This window comes from Vibrio sp. V12_P9A6T4 (assembly GCF_963874835.1).
GTDB lineage: Bacteria > Pseudomonadota > Gammaproteobacteria > Enterobacterales > Vibrionaceae > Vibrio > Vibrio anguillarum.
The window spans coordinates 43,342-60,351 of the sequence record NZ_CAWNJO010000031.1 but is presented as its reverse complement, the minus strand read 5'-3'; the positions used below and the strand labels follow the sequence as shown (position 1 = coordinate 60,351).

General features: G+C 47.2%; 14 protein-coding genes. 9 read left to right on the top strand and 5 right to left on the bottom strand.

Annotation, left to right across the window (positions count from 1 at the left end):
* Positions 1-10 precede the first annotated feature (10 nt).
* The 3 genes from AACQ42_RS02085 to AACQ42_RS02075 are packed head-to-tail and all read left to right on the top strand — an operon-like array spanning position 11 to position 4,203.
* Positions 11-1,459 (top strand): efflux transporter outer membrane subunit, encoded by a 1,449-nt coding sequence (locus AACQ42_RS02085; RefSeq protein ID WP_129532830.1) that lies wholly within the window; start codon positions 11-13, stop codon positions 1,457-1,459.
* Positions 1,460-1,476: 17 nt separating this feature from the next.
* Positions 1,477-2,661 (top strand): HlyD family secretion protein, encoded by a 1,185-nt coding sequence (locus AACQ42_RS02080; RefSeq protein WP_094125463.1) that lies wholly within the window; start codon positions 1,477-1,479, stop codon positions 2,659-2,661.
* A gap of 9 nt (positions 2,662-2,670) precedes the next feature.
* Entirely contained in the window at positions 2,671-4,203 is a 1,533-nt protein-coding gene (locus AACQ42_RS02075) for a DHA2 family efflux MFS transporter permease subunit (RefSeq protein ID WP_094165999.1), read from the top strand.
* Positions 4,204-4,523: 320 nt separating this feature from the next.
* Here the strand turns inward: AACQ42_RS02075 and AACQ42_RS02070 are convergent, their stop codons facing one another.
* From AACQ42_RS02070 to AACQ42_RS02060, 3 genes are all read right to left on the bottom strand, one after another.
* On the bottom strand, positions 4,524-5,387 hold the full coding sequence (locus tag AACQ42_RS02070) for a DMT family transporter (protein ID WP_017045125.1): 864 nt from the start codon (positions 5,385-5,387) through the stop codon (positions 4,524-4,526).
* Between the two features lie 159 nt (positions 5,388-5,546).
* Positions 5,547-6,155: a bifunctional 4-hydroxy-2-oxoglutarate aldolase/2-dehydro-3-deoxy-phosphogluconate aldolase gene (locus AACQ42_RS02065; protein ID WP_017047051.1), complete on the bottom strand. Its 609-nt coding sequence runs from the start codon at positions 6,153-6,155 to the stop codon at positions 5,547-5,549.
* 26 nt (positions 6,156-6,181) lie between these two features.
* Complete coding sequence (locus AACQ42_RS02060) at positions 6,182-7,558, bottom strand: GntP family permease (RefSeq protein ID WP_094165998.1); 1,377 nt, start codon at positions 7,556-7,558, stop codon at positions 6,182-6,184.
* Positions 7,559-7,718: 160 nt separating this feature from the next.
* Here AACQ42_RS02060 and AACQ42_RS02055 point away from each other — a divergent pair, with 160 nt between their 5' ends.
* Positions 7,719-8,252, top strand: a complete 534-nt coding sequence (locus AACQ42_RS02055) for a gluconokinase (protein WP_013856467.1) — start codon at positions 7,719-7,721, stop codon at positions 8,250-8,252.
* On the top strand, positions 8,249-10,060 hold the full coding sequence (gene edd / locus AACQ42_RS02050) for a phosphogluconate dehydratase (protein ID WP_094165997.1): 1,812 nt from the start codon (positions 8,249-8,251) through the stop codon (positions 10,058-10,060). Before AACQ42_RS02055 ends, edd begins: the two co-directional genes overlap by 4 nt.
* 70 nt (positions 10,061-10,130) lie before the next feature.
* On the opposite strand, the gene AACQ42_RS02045 is transcribed toward edd, so the two are convergent.
* Complete coding sequence (locus tag AACQ42_RS02045; protein ID WP_064625630.1) at positions 10,131-11,138, bottom strand: substrate-binding domain-containing protein; 1,008 nt, start codon at positions 11,136-11,138, stop codon at positions 10,131-10,133.
* Between the two features lie 321 nt (positions 11,139-11,459).
* On the opposite strand from AACQ42_RS02045, the gene AACQ42_RS02040 reads away from it, so the two are divergent.
* On the top strand, positions 11,460-11,948 hold the full coding sequence (locus AACQ42_RS02040) for a hypothetical protein (RefSeq protein WP_010319103.1): 489 nt from the start codon (positions 11,460-11,462) through the stop codon (positions 11,946-11,948).
* A gap of 69 nt (positions 11,949-12,017) precedes the next feature.
* Here AACQ42_RS02040 and AACQ42_RS02035 read toward each other — a convergent pair whose 3' ends face one another.
* Positions 12,018-12,584, bottom strand: coding sequence for a phosphoribosyl-AMP cyclohydrolase (locus tag AACQ42_RS02035; protein WP_094147482.1), 567 nt, complete (start codon positions 12,582-12,584; stop codon positions 12,018-12,020).
* Positions 12,585-12,760: 176 nt separating this feature from the next.
* On the opposite strand from AACQ42_RS02035, the gene AACQ42_RS02030 reads away from it, so the two are divergent.
* From AACQ42_RS02030 to AACQ42_RS02020, 3 genes are all read left to right on the top strand, one after another.
* Positions 12,761-14,356 (top strand): sensor histidine kinase, encoded by a 1,596-nt coding sequence (locus tag AACQ42_RS02030; RefSeq protein ID WP_094165996.1) that lies wholly within the window; start codon positions 12,761-12,763, stop codon positions 14,354-14,356.
* Entirely contained in the window at positions 14,353-15,054 is a 702-nt protein-coding gene (locus AACQ42_RS02025) for a response regulator transcription factor (protein ID WP_013856461.1), read from the top strand. Before AACQ42_RS02030 ends, AACQ42_RS02025 begins: the two co-directional genes overlap by 4 nt.
* Before the next feature lie 286 nt (positions 15,055-15,340).
* A complete protein-coding gene (locus AACQ42_RS02020; RefSeq protein WP_026027818.1) occupies positions 15,341-16,999 on the top strand; it encodes a putative transporter in 1,659 nt (552 codons plus the stop codon).
* Positions 17,000-17,010 lie beyond the last annotated feature (11 nt).

Sequence of the window (17,010 nt, the reverse complement as noted above, 5' to 3'; positions counted from 1 at the left end):
TACATTGAAAATTCATCGCCGTGCTCACTTCACCCTTAGAGGGCGACCTATTCATCTGCGAGTGTTCTCGATACTTAATATCGTCTTACTCTCAGCCTGTTCTGCTCCCTCTTATCTTGCTGATCCTTCTCAAGATTTAGCAATACACTTTCAATATGCACAGGCGCTAAATGAGCTAAAGGCGATTGACTGGCCAAACGATCACTGGTGGCAACGCTATGACGACGCACAACTCAATGCATTAGTAAATGAAGCCTTGCGCAGTTCACCTGATATGCAAGTAGCGCAAGCACGCTTGAAATATGCGCAAGGTATGGCGCAGCAAGCGGGCGCGTTGAATAAACCCAATGTGGGTATGGCCGCTTCTGCGTCTGAAACCAAAGTCAGCTACGCCTACCAAGCGTATATGCCCCCAGAAAATTGGAATGATTATGGATCTGTCGGCTTAGATTTTTCTTACGATTTTGATTTTTGGGGCAAAAATAAGGCGCTCATTGAATCCGCTCAGTTCGATTATGCGGCCGCTCAAGCGCAACAAAGATCTGCAGCGCTGATTCTCTCCACTTCCGTGGTTAATCACTACATTGAGCTTGCGCGTTTATACGCCAATCAAGACACTGCAACTGCGGCGCTAGACATCAAACATCACACGTTAGATCTACTGACAAAACGTTATGACAATGGCCTTGAGACACAAGTGGCCGTCAGCCAAGCACGTTCAACCGCCGCTTTAGTCGAAGCCGATCTCCTGAGTATTCAAGAAGCAATTGCGCTACAAAAAAACGCGATTGCGGCGTTACTTGGCAATGGGCCGGACCGTGGATTGTCACTATCAAGACCTGCTTTGGTATTCTCAACCGCGATCGGTATTCCCGATGACTTAGCGCTAGGATTACTCGGCCACCGCGCTGATATTTCCATCGCACGTTGGCATGCTCAGGCGGCGGCGAATCGCATCGACTATGCCAAAGCACAATTTTATCCCGACATCAAATTGTCTGCGTTTATCGGCTACCAATCATTTGGGTTAAACAGCTTATTCAACAGTGGCAATGATGCCGGCAATGTTGGTGCCGCGATTTATCTTCCTCTGTTTTCGGGTGGACGCCTTGAAGGCCAATTGACCGTTGCAGAATCACACTATGAAGAAGCCGTCGCCTTGTACAACGCCACACTGATCCAAGCACTGCAAGAAGTCGCCAACGCCATCACCAGCAACCAAAAACTCAGTGCACGTATCGCTAAAATGCAAGAAGCGGTTGATGCCGCCAGCGTGGCTTACCAAACCTCTCGCCATCGCTACAGTGGCGGCTTATCAACTTACCTTGATGTCCTGACAGCCGAAAATGCATTGATCAACAGCCAACAAGCCTTGGTCAATTTGGAATCACGCTCTTTTAGTTTAGATGTCGCACTTATCCATGCTTTGGGTGGTGGTTACCACTCTACCCCACTTTAATTTCCATAGGTCTATTCATGAACACGACACACGCACCATCTGATCACGCGCATCAAGCGCGCCGTAATCGAATTACAGGTTTTGCCGCCTTAGCCATTGTTATCCTTATCGCAGCCCTTGGTTGCACTGCTTATTGGTATTTCATTGCCTCACGCTATGTCACTACCGACAATGCTTATGCCTCAGTAGAAATTGCAGAAGTGACACCAGCCGTCAGCGGGATTGTGACCCGAGTTGACGTAGTGGACACCCAATGGGTAAATGCAGGGGATGTGCTAGTAACGCTTGACGACACCGACGCACGTTTAGCGCTGATACAAGCAGAGGCAGATCTGGCTTTGGCAAAACGCCGAGTCGAAAGTTACATTGCCAATGATGAAGGTTTGAATGCCCTAGTGCGAGCGCGCATGGCCGATGAAAACCGGACTAAAGCCCAATTAGCCGTAGCACAAGCTAATTTTGAACGTGCTAAATTGGACTTATCTCGCCGTCAAGACCTAGTAAAATCAGGCTCAGTGTCTGGTGAAGAACTCTCGAACGCCCAAACGTCTTTTACTCAAGCCCAAGCCAATTTAAATGCAGCGAAGGCCGCGGCGAATCAATCGGTAGCGACTCGGCTTTCGACCATTGGTAACCAAAAAGCCAACGCGGCGTTGATCCAAGGCACATCGGTGGAAACCAACCCCGAAGTTCTACTCGCTAACGCGCGTTATCAGCAAGCACAAGTCGATTTAGCCCGTACCGTCATCCATGCGCCCATTGCTGGTGTTGTGGCAAAGCGTCAAGTTCAAGTGGGTAGAAAAGTGCCCGTTGGCGCTCCACTGCTCACCATTGTTCCTATCGACCAGATCCATGTTGATGCCAATTTCAAAGAAGGTGAACTGCGTGATTTGCAGATTGGCCAAACCGTCACTGTGACATCAGATCTGCATGGTGATGATGTGCGCTATCACGGTTTAGTTACGGGAATTTCTGGTGGTACGGGCTCTGCATTTTCGATGATCCCAGCTCAAAATGCCACTGGCAACTGGATAAAAGTCGTGCAACGCCTCCCCGTTCGTATCGAGTTAGATCCTCGCGATCTGCATGACCACCCACTGCAAGTTGGCCTCTCAATGACAGTGACTATCGATACTTTGTCACAAGAAGACGTGAGTTACCTCACTCGTGCTCGCTACGATATTCGCGGCGATCAAGGTTAAGGTGTCAAGATGACTCAAGCATCCGAAGGCATCAAGCCACTGACTGGTAGTGCCCTCTTTTTTGGAACCTTGTGCCTTGCGATGGCTAATTTTTTAGCCATCTTAGACACCACTATTGCGAACGTTTCGGTTTCAAGTATTGCGGGTAGCCTTGGCACTTCCACCAGCCAAGGAACGTATGTCATTACCTCTTATGCGGTAGCAGAAGCGATTTCAGTGCCTTTAACGGGTTGGTTAGCCTCTCGTTTTGGCGCAATCAGAGTGTTTGTTACCTGCTTTATCTTGTTTGGCATTTTTTCACTGTTGTGCGGATTTGCCACCAACATGTCGACCTTAGTGATGTTTCGGGTCTTTCTCGGTTTAGCTGGCGGGCCATTGATGCCTCTGTCGCAAACACTGATGATGCGTATCTTCCCGAAAAACAAAGGTCATGTGGCCATTGGTATTTGGAGTATGACAACCTTAGTGGCTCCGATCATGGGCCCAATATTGGGAGGAGTGTTGTGTGACCAACTTAGTTGGCCTTACATCTTTTTTTGCAAAGTGCCATTTGCCATTATTGCTGGGATCGTTTGCTGGCGCATTTTGCGTAAATTTGAAACTAAAACCAGTAAAACACCCGTTGATGTTATTGGCATAATCCTCTTGGTTATTTGGGTCGGTGCGCTGCAAATTATGCTCGATGAAGGTAAGGACCATGATTGGTTTGAATCAACACGCATCGTGGCTTTAGCGGTTGTGGCCGCAATTAGCTTCGTCTCTTTCCTCATTTGGGAGTTGACCGAACGTAACCCAATTGTCGCGCTGAAGGTGTTCCGCCATCGAGGCTACAGCACCAGTATGGTCACACTTTCATTAGCCTTTGGCGCGTTCTTTTCCATCTCTGTTATCACGCCTTTGTGGTTACAAATTTACATGGGTTACACAGCCACAATATCGGGCTACGCAACAGCCGTGATGGGGATATTAGCGGTCTTTCTTGCGCCATTGATCGCCAACTTATCGAGCAAATATGATCCTCGTCCGTTTGTCTTTTGTGGTGTGTTGTGGTTGGGTTTATGGACTTTCATCCGAAGTTACGCCAACTTAGATATGACGTTTAGCCAAGTCAGTTGGCCCATTTTCTTCCAAGGGATTGGTATGCCGTTGTTCTTTGTACCGCTCACGGCCATTGCCTTAGGGAGTGTCAAAGAGAGTGAGATGGAATCGGCGGCAGGCTTAATGAACTTCATTCGGACATTGTCCGGTGCATTTGCCACTTCGATGATCAATACCGCGTGGGAACGAAATGCCCGCTATGTCCACTCTGAATTGTCGGGGCTCACCGACCAACATGGTGTGGCGACCCAAACCATGCAATCTAGTGGAATGAGCTTAGATCAAGTGCGTAATGCGATTGATTGGATCGTACAAAAGCAAAGTGTAATGGTGGCAACTAACCAGCTCTTTATGACGATTGCGACCATTTTTATACTCGCGGCTTGCTTTATTTGGCTGGCTCCCAAACCCAAATACGCGGTTGACACCTCTTCGGTACACTAATTGGTACCTCAGCCCGATAAGTACACTGCTTCTTATCGGGCTTTTTTACGTCATAAAAGATTTTCTCTTTCTCTGTAGATAAAGCAAAAATACTCATCTGCTTTAAGCGATAATCTAAAATACGTTCACTTCATTGAAAACAAAGCGCAAACCTTTATCAACAACCCTGCTGATAAGCTGCCAAAAAGCATATTTGTCAACCTTTAGACGATGCACAATAGCACCACATTGTGATAAAGAGGCATTCAATGACTACAGCCCAACCCACCTTAGCTCTAGAAACTATGCAGCAAAACCGTTTTGAAAGATTAGCGATGATTTTAGCGATGACGAAAATGGCCCATTCGATAGAAAAGAAGCGAACAGAGCAGCAAGCCGCAGCCGAAAATCTTATTCGCTGGCATCGATTCATCATAAATCAGCACGCTCAGAACCAGTGTCCAGATTGGTTCAAGCAGCATTAATATGGCCGCATTGGTGGGGTTGGCGTGCTTTTGACCTACAGTTTGCATCAAATACCGCAAACTGGTGGCGAGTAATACGCTCAGAGCAAGCCACTTCCATGTCATCAAACTTATTTGATCTGGCCATGACTCAAACAGTAAAGAGAGTAATACCCCAAGGCAGCCGCCAACAAACAGCTGTAATGTAGTGAGCAACATCGGCGGCAGATTAGCCGAAAAACGGCTGTTAAAGTTAAAATGCAATGCCAAGCTAAAAGCAGCAGCCATAAACCACAGCTGGCTGGTCGCAACAACCCACTCCCCGTTCCACGACAGTAAAAAAAGCCCAATCAGTGCAATGGGTAGCGACAACCAAAATGCGCGCGCCGGTTTAGTGCCAAACAGCGGCCATGCTAATAACGGAACAAACAGCATAGAGAGGCTCATGATGAATGCGCCCTCTCCTAGCGTATCGCTAATGGAAATCGCGTGTATCCAGCAAAAAATCGAGCCACCTAGCAACACGCCCACACTCATCGATTTTAAACAATCGTGCAGTGAAGCTTGGCGCAGCGCTTTAAGACAAAATGGCAGTAGGCACAGCGACGCTAAAAGAAAACGCACGCCAATAAAGCCAAAAGGCGGTAGGCCTTGAATGGCTTGTTTGGAAAACACCCAGCCCGCAGCGGCCAATAAGGTCGTGATAACTAAAATTAATTCTGCGCGTCGGTTTGCGTACATAGCTTGGCTTATCGTGAAATGAGTAGGAGAACAATTGTAACGAGATTTTTGATCGCGCGTTACTCTCGATTACTTTTATCGTTAATGGTCGGAGGTGCGCATAAAAGGAGAAGACGGCTTACCGAAGCAAGCCGTTGTTCTTAAAGAAAATAGAAAGGGTTATAGCGCTTTCACCAATTCCGCAATTCCCTGCCAATCACCTTTATCCATTAGATCTGTCGGTACCATCCACGTACCGCCACACGCCACTACGGATTTAATCGATAAATAGTCTTGAACGTTACTTGGGCTAACGCCACCTGTTGGCATGAAATTGACCGGATAAACGGCCGTCAATGCTTTGAGCATGGCCACGCCACCTGAAGGCTCGGCTGGGAAGAATTTCAATGTGCGCAAACCCATTTCCATCGCTTGCTCAACCAAACTTGGGTTATTGACGCCCGGAACAATTGCCACATGACGCTGTTGGCAATATCTCACCGTGGTTGGGTTAAAACCGGGGCTGACTACAAAGTCCACGCCCGCTTCAATGGCTTGGTCTACTTGCGCCGTGGTCAGTACTGTCCCTGCGCCAATCAGCATCTCTGGGTAGGCGGCACGCATCAAACGAATCGATTCTGCAGCCGCTTCTGTTCTAAAGGTCACTTCCGCGCATGGCAACCCATTTTCAACCAATACTTTGGCCAAAGGGACCGCTTGGCTAGCATCATTAATCGCAATCACAGGGACGATTTTGATTTCTTTCAATCGTTGTTCAAGAGTTTTCATTTCATAACCTTATAGTAAAACGCTTTTTATAATAAGAAGCTTAGGACAGCGACAATCACAAACGCGATGCTACCAAGCAGTGTTTCCATCACAGTCCAAGTTTTGAGTGTGGTTTTCTCATCCATTTCCATCAAGCGAGAAACCAGCCAGAAGCCTGAGTCATTAAAGTGAGATAGTACCGTTGCACCACCAGCAATCGCAATCACGATAAAACATAAATCCAACTCACTCAAACCCGTGGTTTGTGCCACAATTGGCGCAATCAAAGCGGCGGTGGTGGTTAATGCCACGGTGGCAGAACCTTGCGCCACACGTAAGCAAGTTGCGATAACAAACGCCGCAACTATGATAGGCATGCCTGTATCGGATAACACTTCAGCCAATGCTTGGCCAATGCCACTGGCGCGTAACACACCACCAAACATGCCGCCCGCACCTGTCACAAGAATTACCGCACAGATAGGCGCTAACGAGTCACTGCACAGTTTTTCCAGCTTGTTCATTCCAAAATCTTTGGCAAACACCAGTAAACAAGTTAGCAGAGTCAGCAACAGGGCCACCGGGGTTTTACCCAACATGCGTAAGAATTCAACCAATGGCGCTTTACCGTCAATCACGCCTGCTACCGCAAGGGTATTAAGACCTGTATCCATAAAAATGAGCAGCACTGGCATCACTAAAATCGCTAATACCGTGGCAAATTTTGGCAATTTATTTTCATCAATAATTTGCTCGGTATTAAAAAACGCTTTAGAGAGTGGAATATCAAATTTCTTACCCGCATACAGGCCAAAGAGGTAAGCGCCAAAATACCAAGTAGGAATCGCGACCAAGATACCAACAATCAGCAACAGACCAAGATCAGCACCTAAAAGATCTGAAGCCGCAACAGGCCCAGGATGAGGCGGCACAAAGGCATGCATCACGGCAAAAGCACCAGCTGAAGGCAGCGCGTATTTCAATGGTGAGCCACCAAAGCGCTTCGCTACACTAAAGATGATCGGCATCATCACGATCAATCCCGCATCAAAGAAGATGGGAAAACCAAACAGTAATGAAGCAATACCCAGTGCAAACGGCGCTTTTTCTTCACCAAAGCGGCCTATCAAGGTATCGGCCAGCACTTTAGCACCGCCCGTCACTTCTAAAATTTTGCCAATCATCGCACCTAAGCCGACCAGCAAAGCAACGGAGGCTAGGGTTCCACCAAAACCAGACATCATGGTTGGGACCACTTTTTCCGCCGCAACACCGGTGGCAATTGCAGTGCCAAGGCTGACTAAGGTTAATGAAGCGAAGGCGTGTATCTTCAACTTCATGATTAAAATCAGTAGTGCTGCAATCGCACATCCCGCGATTGCTAATAGGTAAGCAGGGTTACTGCTTTGAGTCATCAATTCCATGTTCTTCACCTTATATCACGTATTGTTTTGTTTGTGTTTCAGTTCACAAATCTCTAAGTTACGGGTAACATGTTACCGATAACATAGATAAGATAAAGTCATATTTCCAAGTGAATTTAAAAAATGAGATCCAGCTCAGAATACCACTCAAGGAGTCCGTATGACTGGTAGTAGCATTATTGTAATGGGCGTATGCGCCTGCGGAAAAAGCACTGTAGGCGCGAAACTGGCCCAGAAATTAGGGGCGAAATTCATCGACGGTGACGACCTTCATCCAAAAGCCAACATTCTCAAAATGGCAGGCGGAGAGCCGCTAAATGATGACGATCGCAAACCTTGGCTAGAGCGCATCCGTGACGCGGCTTTTAGCTTAGAGAGTAAAAATGAGCACGGCGTGATTGTTTGCTCTGCGTTGAAAAAAACCTACCGCGATCAAATCCGTGACGGTAACCAAAATGTGACCTTTCTCTTTCTCGATGGCAGTTTTGATTTAATCATGAAGCGCATGCAAGCGCGTAAAGGCCACTTTATGAAAGCGAACATGGTGGAAAGCCAGTTCAATACGTTAGAGCGCCCCGACAACGAAGTGAAAGTCGCTATCGTTGATATCGATACGGATATTGATGAGGTTGTAGAGCGCGCCCTAGTGGCATTGCGCGAGCTCACTTTAGATGGTCAAAAGGTGTCAGCATGAGTACAGCCTTAAACCCAACCATCACAGCCGTCACCGAACGAATTATTCAACGCAGCCGTACTTTTCGTGATGAGTTTCTCAACCGCGCCAAGGCACAGCAGCACAGTGGCAAGGGTAAAGCGTCACTCTCTTGTGGTAATTTGGCTCATGCCGTCGCCGCCTCTTGCTCTCAAGAAAAAGCGCACATTCTCGATTTAACGCGTTCTAACTTAGCCATTATCACAGCATACAACGACATGCTTAGCGCGCACCAAGTGTATAAAGATTACCCTGAGCAAATCAAAAAAGTGCTCGCCCCATTTGGCCACACGGCTCAAGTTGCTGGCGGCGTTCCTGCGATGTGTGATGGCGTAACGCAAGGCCAAGCAGGCATGGATATGTCGTTGTTCTCACGCGATTTGATTGCACAAGCCACGGCATTTTCACTCAGCCACAATATGTTTGATGGCACATTACTGCTCGGTATTTGCGATAAAATTGCGCCCGGACAACTGATGGGCGCGCTGGCGTTTGCGCACCTACCAACGGCTTTTATTCCCGCAGGGCCAATGTCCACTGGCATTACTAATGATGAGAAAGTCGATGTTCGCCAAAAACACGCGGCAGGTTTGGTTGATGATAGCGCGCTGCTGAATATGGAGTGCGCTTCGTATCACTCCCCGGGCACTTGCACTTTCTACGGCACCGCCAATACCAACCAATTAGTGTTTGAGGCGATGGGTTTAATGCTGGCAGGGTCAGCGTTTGTCGCTCCCTTTTCTCCATTGCGCCTTGCATTGACGCAACATGCCGCGATCCGCCTTGCCGCCATGAGCGATGGTACGGCGCATTTCCGTCCACTTTATGAGGTGGTAACCGAAAAAAGCGTAGTCAATGGCCTAGTGGCTTTGCTCGCCTCTGGTGGCAGTTCAAACCATACCATTCATTTACTGGCTGTCGCTCGCGCGGCGGGTATTGTGCTGACTTGGCAAGATATCAGTGATCTGTCTGACGTCGTTCCTCTGGTGGTAAATGTTTATCCCAATGGTTCGGCAGATATCAATGAATTTGAGCTCGCAGGCGGCGTACCCATGTTGATGACGCGTCTGCATCAAGCGCAGCTACTTCACAGCGACGTAAAACCTGTGTTTGGTGAATTTGCAGATCAGCTAAAATCACCGCAATTAGTGGGCCATACTCTAGAATGGCAAGCATGTACTCAAACTAAAAACCCCTCGGTAATCGCCCTACCTGATAAGGTATTTCAGCGCTCTGGTGGCATTAAAGTGTTATCGGGTAACCTTGGGCAAGCGGTGATCAAAGTCTCTGCCGTGGCTGAGCAACATCGCATTGTTGAAGCGCCCGCCAAAGTGTTCGCTTGCCAACATCAGGTTGAGCAGGCGTATCAACGCGACGAGCTCAATCAAGATTGCGTGGTTGTAGTCCGCTTCAATGGGCCAGCAGCCAATGGCATGCCTGAGCTGCATAAGTTAATGCCGATTTTGGGCAACTTACAAAAAGCGGGCTATCAGGTTGCGTTAGTGACCGATGGTCGTTTGTCCGGCGCTTCTGGCAAAATTCCTGCGGCTATTCACGTCTCACCGGAAGCATTAAGAGGCGGCGCAATTGCGCTTATTGAAGAGGGAGATAGGATCCGCGTCGATGCGGTGACAGGCCGATTAGAGAACTTAACGCCAACCGAAGGCCGCGATATCGCCACTTGTGATACTGAGCTCACACAGCAAACTTGGGGGCGCGATCTGTTTAAAGTGTGCCGAGATAATGTCTCTGCCGCCAATCAAGGGGCTTCGTTCCTCTACCCTAATTGATACAACATGAGCTTGATGTAGCCATTGAAGTGAAAAACCCAACCACTTCAATGGCTGAATAACAAGCTGACTACAAGCTCTCGCCATCGGTGACACTAAAGCCTAAGTCGAACACTTTCGGCTCAATCACTTCACCAGCCAGTGCAGATAATAATAGCTCAGCGCTTTTCTTACCAATCTCAAACCGAGGCGTTTCGACGCTGGTTAGCTTTGGCGAAATCGCTTGACCTATATCGAGCGCGTTATACCCCACAATTGCAATATCTTGAGGAATCTTCAGCCCTCGATGTGCACACTTCATCATGGCACCAATTGCAATGTCATCATTAGTACAGAAGATACCGTTGATCTCTGGCCTCTCTTCTAGGGCTTGTTCGAGTAAATCACCGCCGAGAGTAAAGCTTGAATGCTCTTGAGTTAGGATATGAACTGCGGTTAAGCCTGCATCTTGCATTGCACGATCATAGCCATTCATCCGTAACTGCGTTCGAGTATCAAGACGCGCACCGAGATAGGCAATATGCTGTTTCCCACTATCAATCATCTGCGTCACCACATGATACGAGGCCTGTTCGTGATCCAACCCCACCGCCATATTGATCGGCTTGTCTGGCAGCTCCATCGTTTCAACCACTGGCACACCCGCCGCTTTTAGCATTTGAATGGTACGTTCGGAGTGGTGCGTTTCGGTCAAAATAAGACCATCGACTTGATACGACAGCAACGAGGCAATTTTCTCCTCCTCTTCTTGCACGTTATAACCAAAGTGGGCAATAAGTGTATCGTAACCTCTTGCTTTGGTTACCGACTCAATCCCTTGAACTAAATTGGCAAACACTTGATTTGACAAGGAAGGCAGAAGAATACCAATCGCCTTACTTGACGATTTCGACAACATCGCCGGGGCGCGATTTTGTATATAACCTAATTCTTCAATCACTGCGGCAATTTTTTCTTGGGTTGCCAATGCGACCGAATTGGGGTCGCGTAGAAAACGGGAAACGGTCATTTTCGTCACCCCCACGCGGTCTGCGATATCTTGCAGGGTAGGCCTAGTTTTACGTTGCATACTGCTCATTTTTATTCTGTTTTCCAACTGAATGTTACCGTAACATTAAACCTCATGACGACTGTGCATTTCAATCTTTATATCACCTCGCTAAGCTCATACACACAGAGGCAATGGCGTAATTTGTGTGACCAACTCGCACAATTATCAACAAACTCATTAATAATCCCTAAAATGGACTTGCTTTCTTGCCTCCTCACCCCAAAAAGAGAGTAATGTGAGGCAGAAGCTCTCCTTTTCATGAATCTTTGATTCATCGCAAGGCGCTTTTCCCCCTGCCAGATTAATTAATAGCTTCTGATTTTGAAGCTGCATTCTAAGGAAATAATAATGTCTGATACACCCACTACCGTTGAATATACCGTTGAAACCCTAAAGCCTGTTGTTGAATCTTCCGGTTCTATTTGGGGTTATGTGGCGGGCGGTGTCGTGCTTGCAGTCGTTCTTGGTTACTTTGCTTTTAAAAAGCTCAACAAACCGGCCTTTGTCATTAAGCAAATGCGTAAACGTAACCGCAAAGAGATGAAAAAACATGGTGTGGAAAGTGCCGAAGCGATGGTCGATCTCGATCTTCTACTCGATGCAGTACAAGAGTACGCCACCCAACAAGCAATGAGTGGCACAACCATGGTGCAGTTGTTAGCACCATTAAATGACGCCAATAAAATGAAATCCGCAGGAGATTTCTATCATTCAATGGCCTACATTGCCAAAAGCATCAATAACCCGACGCTAGCTAAAACATTACAGAACAAATCAAAACAGGTTCGTTCAAGCTCGCCACTGATGGCTGGCCTGCTCAAGCGTGCTGGCGTTTAACTGGCACAACAGAAAGGTCTACGATGTGGGTGTATTACCATCACCCACATCTAAAAGCTTTCCCCTCAATTAAGGTTGAAAAGGCAGTGATGAATGGTGCAGAACAATTCGCAGTTGGCCCTGTTCATCTTTCTTAAATGCCCAGCTTTTATCCACCACGGTTTGCTTTCCTTTATTGTCGATGAGCTTAACATGCCCCATGGTTAAGGCCACATCGCCGTTGATGTAGACTGCTGCGTTATCAAAGCTATACTCCTTCCAACCTTTTAGTGCAAAGCCAGAATCTTGTGGGTATTGCTTATCACTGCCGACAAAATAAGATAGCGCTCCGTCCGCTTCTGTACGAAAGGTTTGCTCCCCACTGGCAAGCGTAGGTTTGAAAAGCACCGCACCTTGTTGATAGCCATACGCTTGGTCTAACACTTGCTGTGCCAATTTCTTCGCTTCAGCATGACCTTTTTGTTCATAAGTCTGGCTGATCTTGATTAACGCTTCTCCCCAAGCTTGCTGGGCATCAAGCACCTCTTGGTGGTTAATGTTGTTATTAACTAATACGTTAGAAGCTTGAGCGGATAGCGGTAACAACCCGCAGAGTAATAATGCTGAAATAGAAATTCTTTTATGTGTACGTTGCATGATGAAGGCCTTATCTAATTATCTAGTTGATGGGAGTAATGTGGTTGATGGGAGTAATTTACGACCTCTCGATGAACCTAAACCATGCGCTTAGATTAACTTCAGATGAATATTCTTTACCCAATACCAACGGATCGCTTACTCTGCTCACCTATTGAATTTATGCGGCGATCATTATGTTTCGTTATCAATTATCTCTCGTACTGGCTCTGTTGCTCACCCTAATCTTAGCCCAAGCTGGCACCGCTTTATGGTCAAATAACGTCGCTAATGAGCACATTCAGCGCGGACAGATCTCCAATCAAATCTTGCAAAGCTTTATGCAGTTGAGCACGGAAAAACAGCAGTTGAAAATTTGGCTTGCCGAGTATTTATTGACGAAAGATGGCAGCACGCTCAAACGAGACATGCGCTTTTCAAAGATTGAAGATTTGCTCAGCGAGCTCTATTTGCTAACCGAGCAAGCACAACAACACGGTATCACCAACCAAGACTTTGCCGAAATCACTCAGCAAATAAAAGTCATTTCTCTCTTTGAAACTAACTTTGGACGATTAAAAACAGCGCTTCGATCCTGGGAAATCGCAAAAATCACAGACAATAATGATCGCTGGCTTTTACTCAGTGACACCTTTGATAAAGTGGATAATACCGACCTACGCCAGCTGCTGAATCAAGCTATTTCTCTACAGAAACAACGTACTGCACGCTATGAAGCCGCAGCGATGAAATCATTATCTGATGTAGAAAATGTCATTGTAACCTTATCATCACTGGGGGTAGTCTTTGGCTTGCTACTCGGAGGCTGGTTACTACGCACCTTATCCAAACCGTTAGCGGAACTGGTAAAAAGCACTTCAGCTTTAGAACAAGGCCATCTTAACCATCGAGTATCGGTCAGCGGACCAAGTGAGCTCAGAACCCTAGCGCAGCATTTTAATCACATGGCACAAAGCCTTGAAAATGCGCAGCAAAAAGAGATCGCTTCGCGTCAACTCATTGAGCGAGAAGTTACTGCACGCACCCAAGAACTCGCCAATGCACTCGAAACATTGGAGCAAGCTAAACGCCAGCAGAAAGAGTTTTTTGCGAACGTCAGCCATGAATTGCGTACTCCCGCAACGGCCATTTTAGGAGAAGCGCAAATTACCCTTCGCAGTCGTCAAAATAGTGATGAAGAGTATCGACAAACGCTACAGCGTATCAATGAATCGGCAACCCACCTTTCCTACCGGATCGACGATTTATTGCTGCTTATCCGTCAAGATGAAAAGCTGTTCCAACCGACTCTTAGCCCTATCACCTTAGAGAACCTATGGCAGTCAGTGACGAGACAAGCCACCCTTTTAACTCACGCGCATCAAGTGCAACTTGAATGTCTTCACCCACAACAGGCAAACTGGCAAGCTCGGATCTTTCATACTGATTTAGATAAGCTACTGATGACCGTGCGAATTATCGTCGATAATGCATTGCGCTATGATCCACATCACCATCCTATTACGCTCACTCTGCTAGTTGAACCCAAGCAATTTCATCTTCAATTACAAGATCACGGTATTGGCATTGACCAAGAGGACCTCGCACAGATTTTCCAACGCTATTTTCGGTCCGAAAACGGCAAACGCTATCGCCCTGATGGCTTAGGGATTGGTTTAACGCTGGCTTATAACATTGTGCAGCAGCAACACGGAGCCATCGCATTCCAAAGCCAACTGGCTCAAGGCACAACCGTTACACTTACCTTTGAACTGGAAGAGGAAGAATCATGAGAATTCTTTTAATTGAAGATGATGCCAGAATTGCCAACTTTATTGAGCGAGGGCTCAAAGCAGAAGGTCACCACATTCAGCGACTAAATGATGGGCAATACGCACTTGAAACACTCATAAGCGGCGAGCCCGATATTTTAATTTTAGATCGAATGCTTCCGCACACCGATGGATTAACTCTTTGTCAGCAAATACGTGAAGCCGGTATTGATGTGCGCATTTTGATGCTTTCTGCACTGGGCGAAGTTGAAGAACGGGTTCGGGGCCTACGCATTGGTGCGGATGATTATCTGGCAAAACCTTTTCATTTTGAAGAGTTACTGGCTCGCCTAGATGCGCTGCAACGTCGACATTCTGACTCTGCGCCAATGCCCACTCTACACATTGCAGACTTAACGCTCTGCTTATCAACCATGGCCGTAACACGGGCAGGGCAAGCCATTGAGTTAACCGCCAAAGAACTCTCCATATTAGAGCTATTGATGCATAAACCCGGTCATATTTTTAGCCGAGAACGGATTCTTGCTAATGTTTGGGGTCTCCATCAAGATCCCCTAACCAACGTTGTCGATGTGTATATGCGTCGTCTACGCAAAAAAATTGATGACCCTTTCTCATCAGCACTGATTAAAACTAAACGCGGTATGGGCTATTTTCTCGATAAAAATAGTGGTGAGCAACGCACAGGAAATGGATAAATTTAACTCTTATCTAACAATTAGTTATCTGAGAAATTTAATATTCGTTCCGGTGCACAAATTTGCATACCTATAGTTAACATTTGTAGTTCATTACAGTATTACTGGTCATAAGTTCAGGGCAACCACAAAACGACATCGAGAGTTCATTTCACTAGGTGACTTCTCAATGCCGTATTTGAACCCTCCAGCTGTAGACATAACCACTAACCGAGTTCTTACGCCTACCCCTGCCGTTCATTAAGCTTGCCCACCAGCCGTTTTTTAATTGTTCAGGAGACTCATCATGAGTGACATTGCACTTTCTATCAGCATTCTCTCGCTGGTAGCTGTGCTGGGTTTGTGGATAGGGAATTGGCGCGTCTACGGTGTTGGTTTAGGGATCGGCGGGGTGCTGTTTGGCGGCATTCTCGTCGGCCACTTTACAGGCATGTGGGGTGTGGTTCTTGACTACAATACGTTGCATTTTATTCAAGAGTTCGGCCTTATCCTATTTGTGTACACCATTGGTATACAAGTCGGACCCGGTTTTTTCTCTTCACTTCGAAGCTCAGGACTAAAACTCAACGCCTTTGCCGCACTGATTGTGTTGCTGGGCTGCGTGGTGACGGTCGCGCTTTACTATCTGTTTGATGTGCCTTTACCCGTTATTCTTGGTGTATTCTCCGGTGCAGTCACCAATACGCCATCATTAGGCGCGGGGCAACAAATCCTGACTGAGTTAGGTGGCCAAGAGAACATGCTTGACCTGACGGGTATGGGTTATGCGATTGCTTACCCCTTTGGCATATGCGGTATTTTGCTTACCATGTGGCTGCTCAGAATTGCCTTTCGTGTCAGTGTTGACGCCGAAGCCGAAGAGTTTGAGATCCACAACGGCCACAAAAAAGAGAGCTTACACACCATTAACGTTGCGATTAAAAACCCCAACTTAAATGGCCTGCTCTTAAAAGACATTCCCGCGCTCAGTGATGGCGATATTGTGTGCTCGCGCCTCAAACGTGGTGAACATCTTTCCGTGCCCAAACCCGATTCACGAGTTGAAGTGAATGATTTGCTTCATCTGGTCGGCGATAAAAAAGCGTTAGAAAAAGCACGCTTGGTGATTGGCGAAGAGGTCGATGCATCACTTTCGACACGCGGCACGGAGCTGCGAGTACAGCGCTTAGTCGTCACCAACGAGATTGTGCTTGGTAAAAAGCTGCGCGATCTGGATTTAAAAGAGAAATACGACGTCGTCGTTTCGCGTTTAAACCGTGCCGGGGTTGAGCTTATCCCAACCAGCCAATCTACCTTGCAGTTTGGCGACATTCTCAATTTAGTCGGGCGTCAAGAAGCGATTGAAGCGGTCAGTGGCATGGTCGGCAACGCGCACCAAAAATTACAGCATGTGCAGATGCTACCAGTCTTCGTTGGGATTGGACTTGGGGTATTACTCGGATCTATTCCGTTTTATCTACCGGGATTCCCCGCCGCCATTAAGCTCGGCTTAGCTGGAGGACCGCTGATTGTCGCACTTGTTTTGGCGCGTATCGGCAGCATTGGCAAAATGTATTGGTTTATGCCGCCCAGCGCGAACCTTGCTCTACGAGAAATTGGTATTGTGCTGTTTTTAGCCGTAGTCGGGTTAAAATCTGGGGGTAATTTTGTTGAAACCTTAGTGCAAGGCGATGGCGTCAGTTGGATGGGCTACGGCATGTTAATCACGGGTATTCCATTGATCACCGTCGGAATACTGGCTCGTGTTTTAGGCCATATTAACTATCTCACCATCTGTGGCATGCTAGCAGGCTCGATGACCGATCCACCTGCTCTTGCTTTTGCGAATGCGCTGCACGAGAGCAGTGGCGCTTCTGCGTTGGCATACGCCACTGTCTATCCGTTAGTGATGTGCCTGCGCATACTCTCACCGCAAATATTGGCGTTAATTTTATGGGCAATATAGCGAACGGTTAA

Coding starts and splice junctions, on each gene's coding strand:
- AACQ42_RS02070 (WP_017045125.1), bottom strand. CDS start 5,387: ATGTACGCAAACCGACGCGCAGAATTAATTTTAGTTATCACGACCTTA.
- AACQ42_RS02020 (WP_026027818.1), top strand. CDS start 15,341: ATGAGTGACATTGCACTTTCTATCAGCATTCTCTCGCTGGTAGCTGTG.
- AACQ42_RS02065 (WP_017047051.1), bottom strand. CDS start 6,155: ATGAAAACTCTTGAACAACGATTGAAAGAAATCAAAATCGTCCCTGTG.
- AACQ42_RS02035 (WP_094147482.1), bottom strand. CDS start 12,584: ATGCAACGTACACATAAAAGAATTTCTATTTCAGCATTATTACTCTGC.
- AACQ42_RS02080 (WP_094125463.1), top strand. CDS start 1,477: ATGAACACGACACACGCACCATCTGATCACGCGCATCAAGCGCGCCGT.
- AACQ42_RS02055 (WP_013856467.1), top strand. CDS start 7,719: ATGACTGGTAGTAGCATTATTGTAATGGGCGTATGCGCCTGCGGAAAA.
- edd (WP_094165997.1), top strand. CDS start 8,249: ATGAGTACAGCCTTAAACCCAACCATCACAGCCGTCACCGAACGAATT.
- AACQ42_RS02075 (WP_094165999.1), top strand. CDS start 2,671: ATGACTCAAGCATCCGAAGGCATCAAGCCACTGACTGGTAGTGCCCTC.
- AACQ42_RS02030 (WP_094165996.1), top strand. CDS start 12,761: ATGTTTCGTTATCAATTATCTCTCGTACTGGCTCTGTTGCTCACCCTA.
- AACQ42_RS02040 (WP_010319103.1), top strand. CDS start 11,460: ATGTCTGATACACCCACTACCGTTGAATATACCGTTGAAACCCTAAAG.
- AACQ42_RS02060 (WP_094165998.1), bottom strand. CDS start 7,558: ATGGAATTGATGACTCAAAGCAGTAACCCTGCTTACCTATTAGCAATC.
- AACQ42_RS02025 (WP_013856461.1), top strand. CDS start 14,353: ATGAGAATTCTTTTAATTGAAGATGATGCCAGAATTGCCAACTTTATT.
- AACQ42_RS02045 (WP_064625630.1), bottom strand. CDS start 11,138: ATGAGCAGTATGCAACGTAAAACTAGGCCTACCCTGCAAGATATCGCA.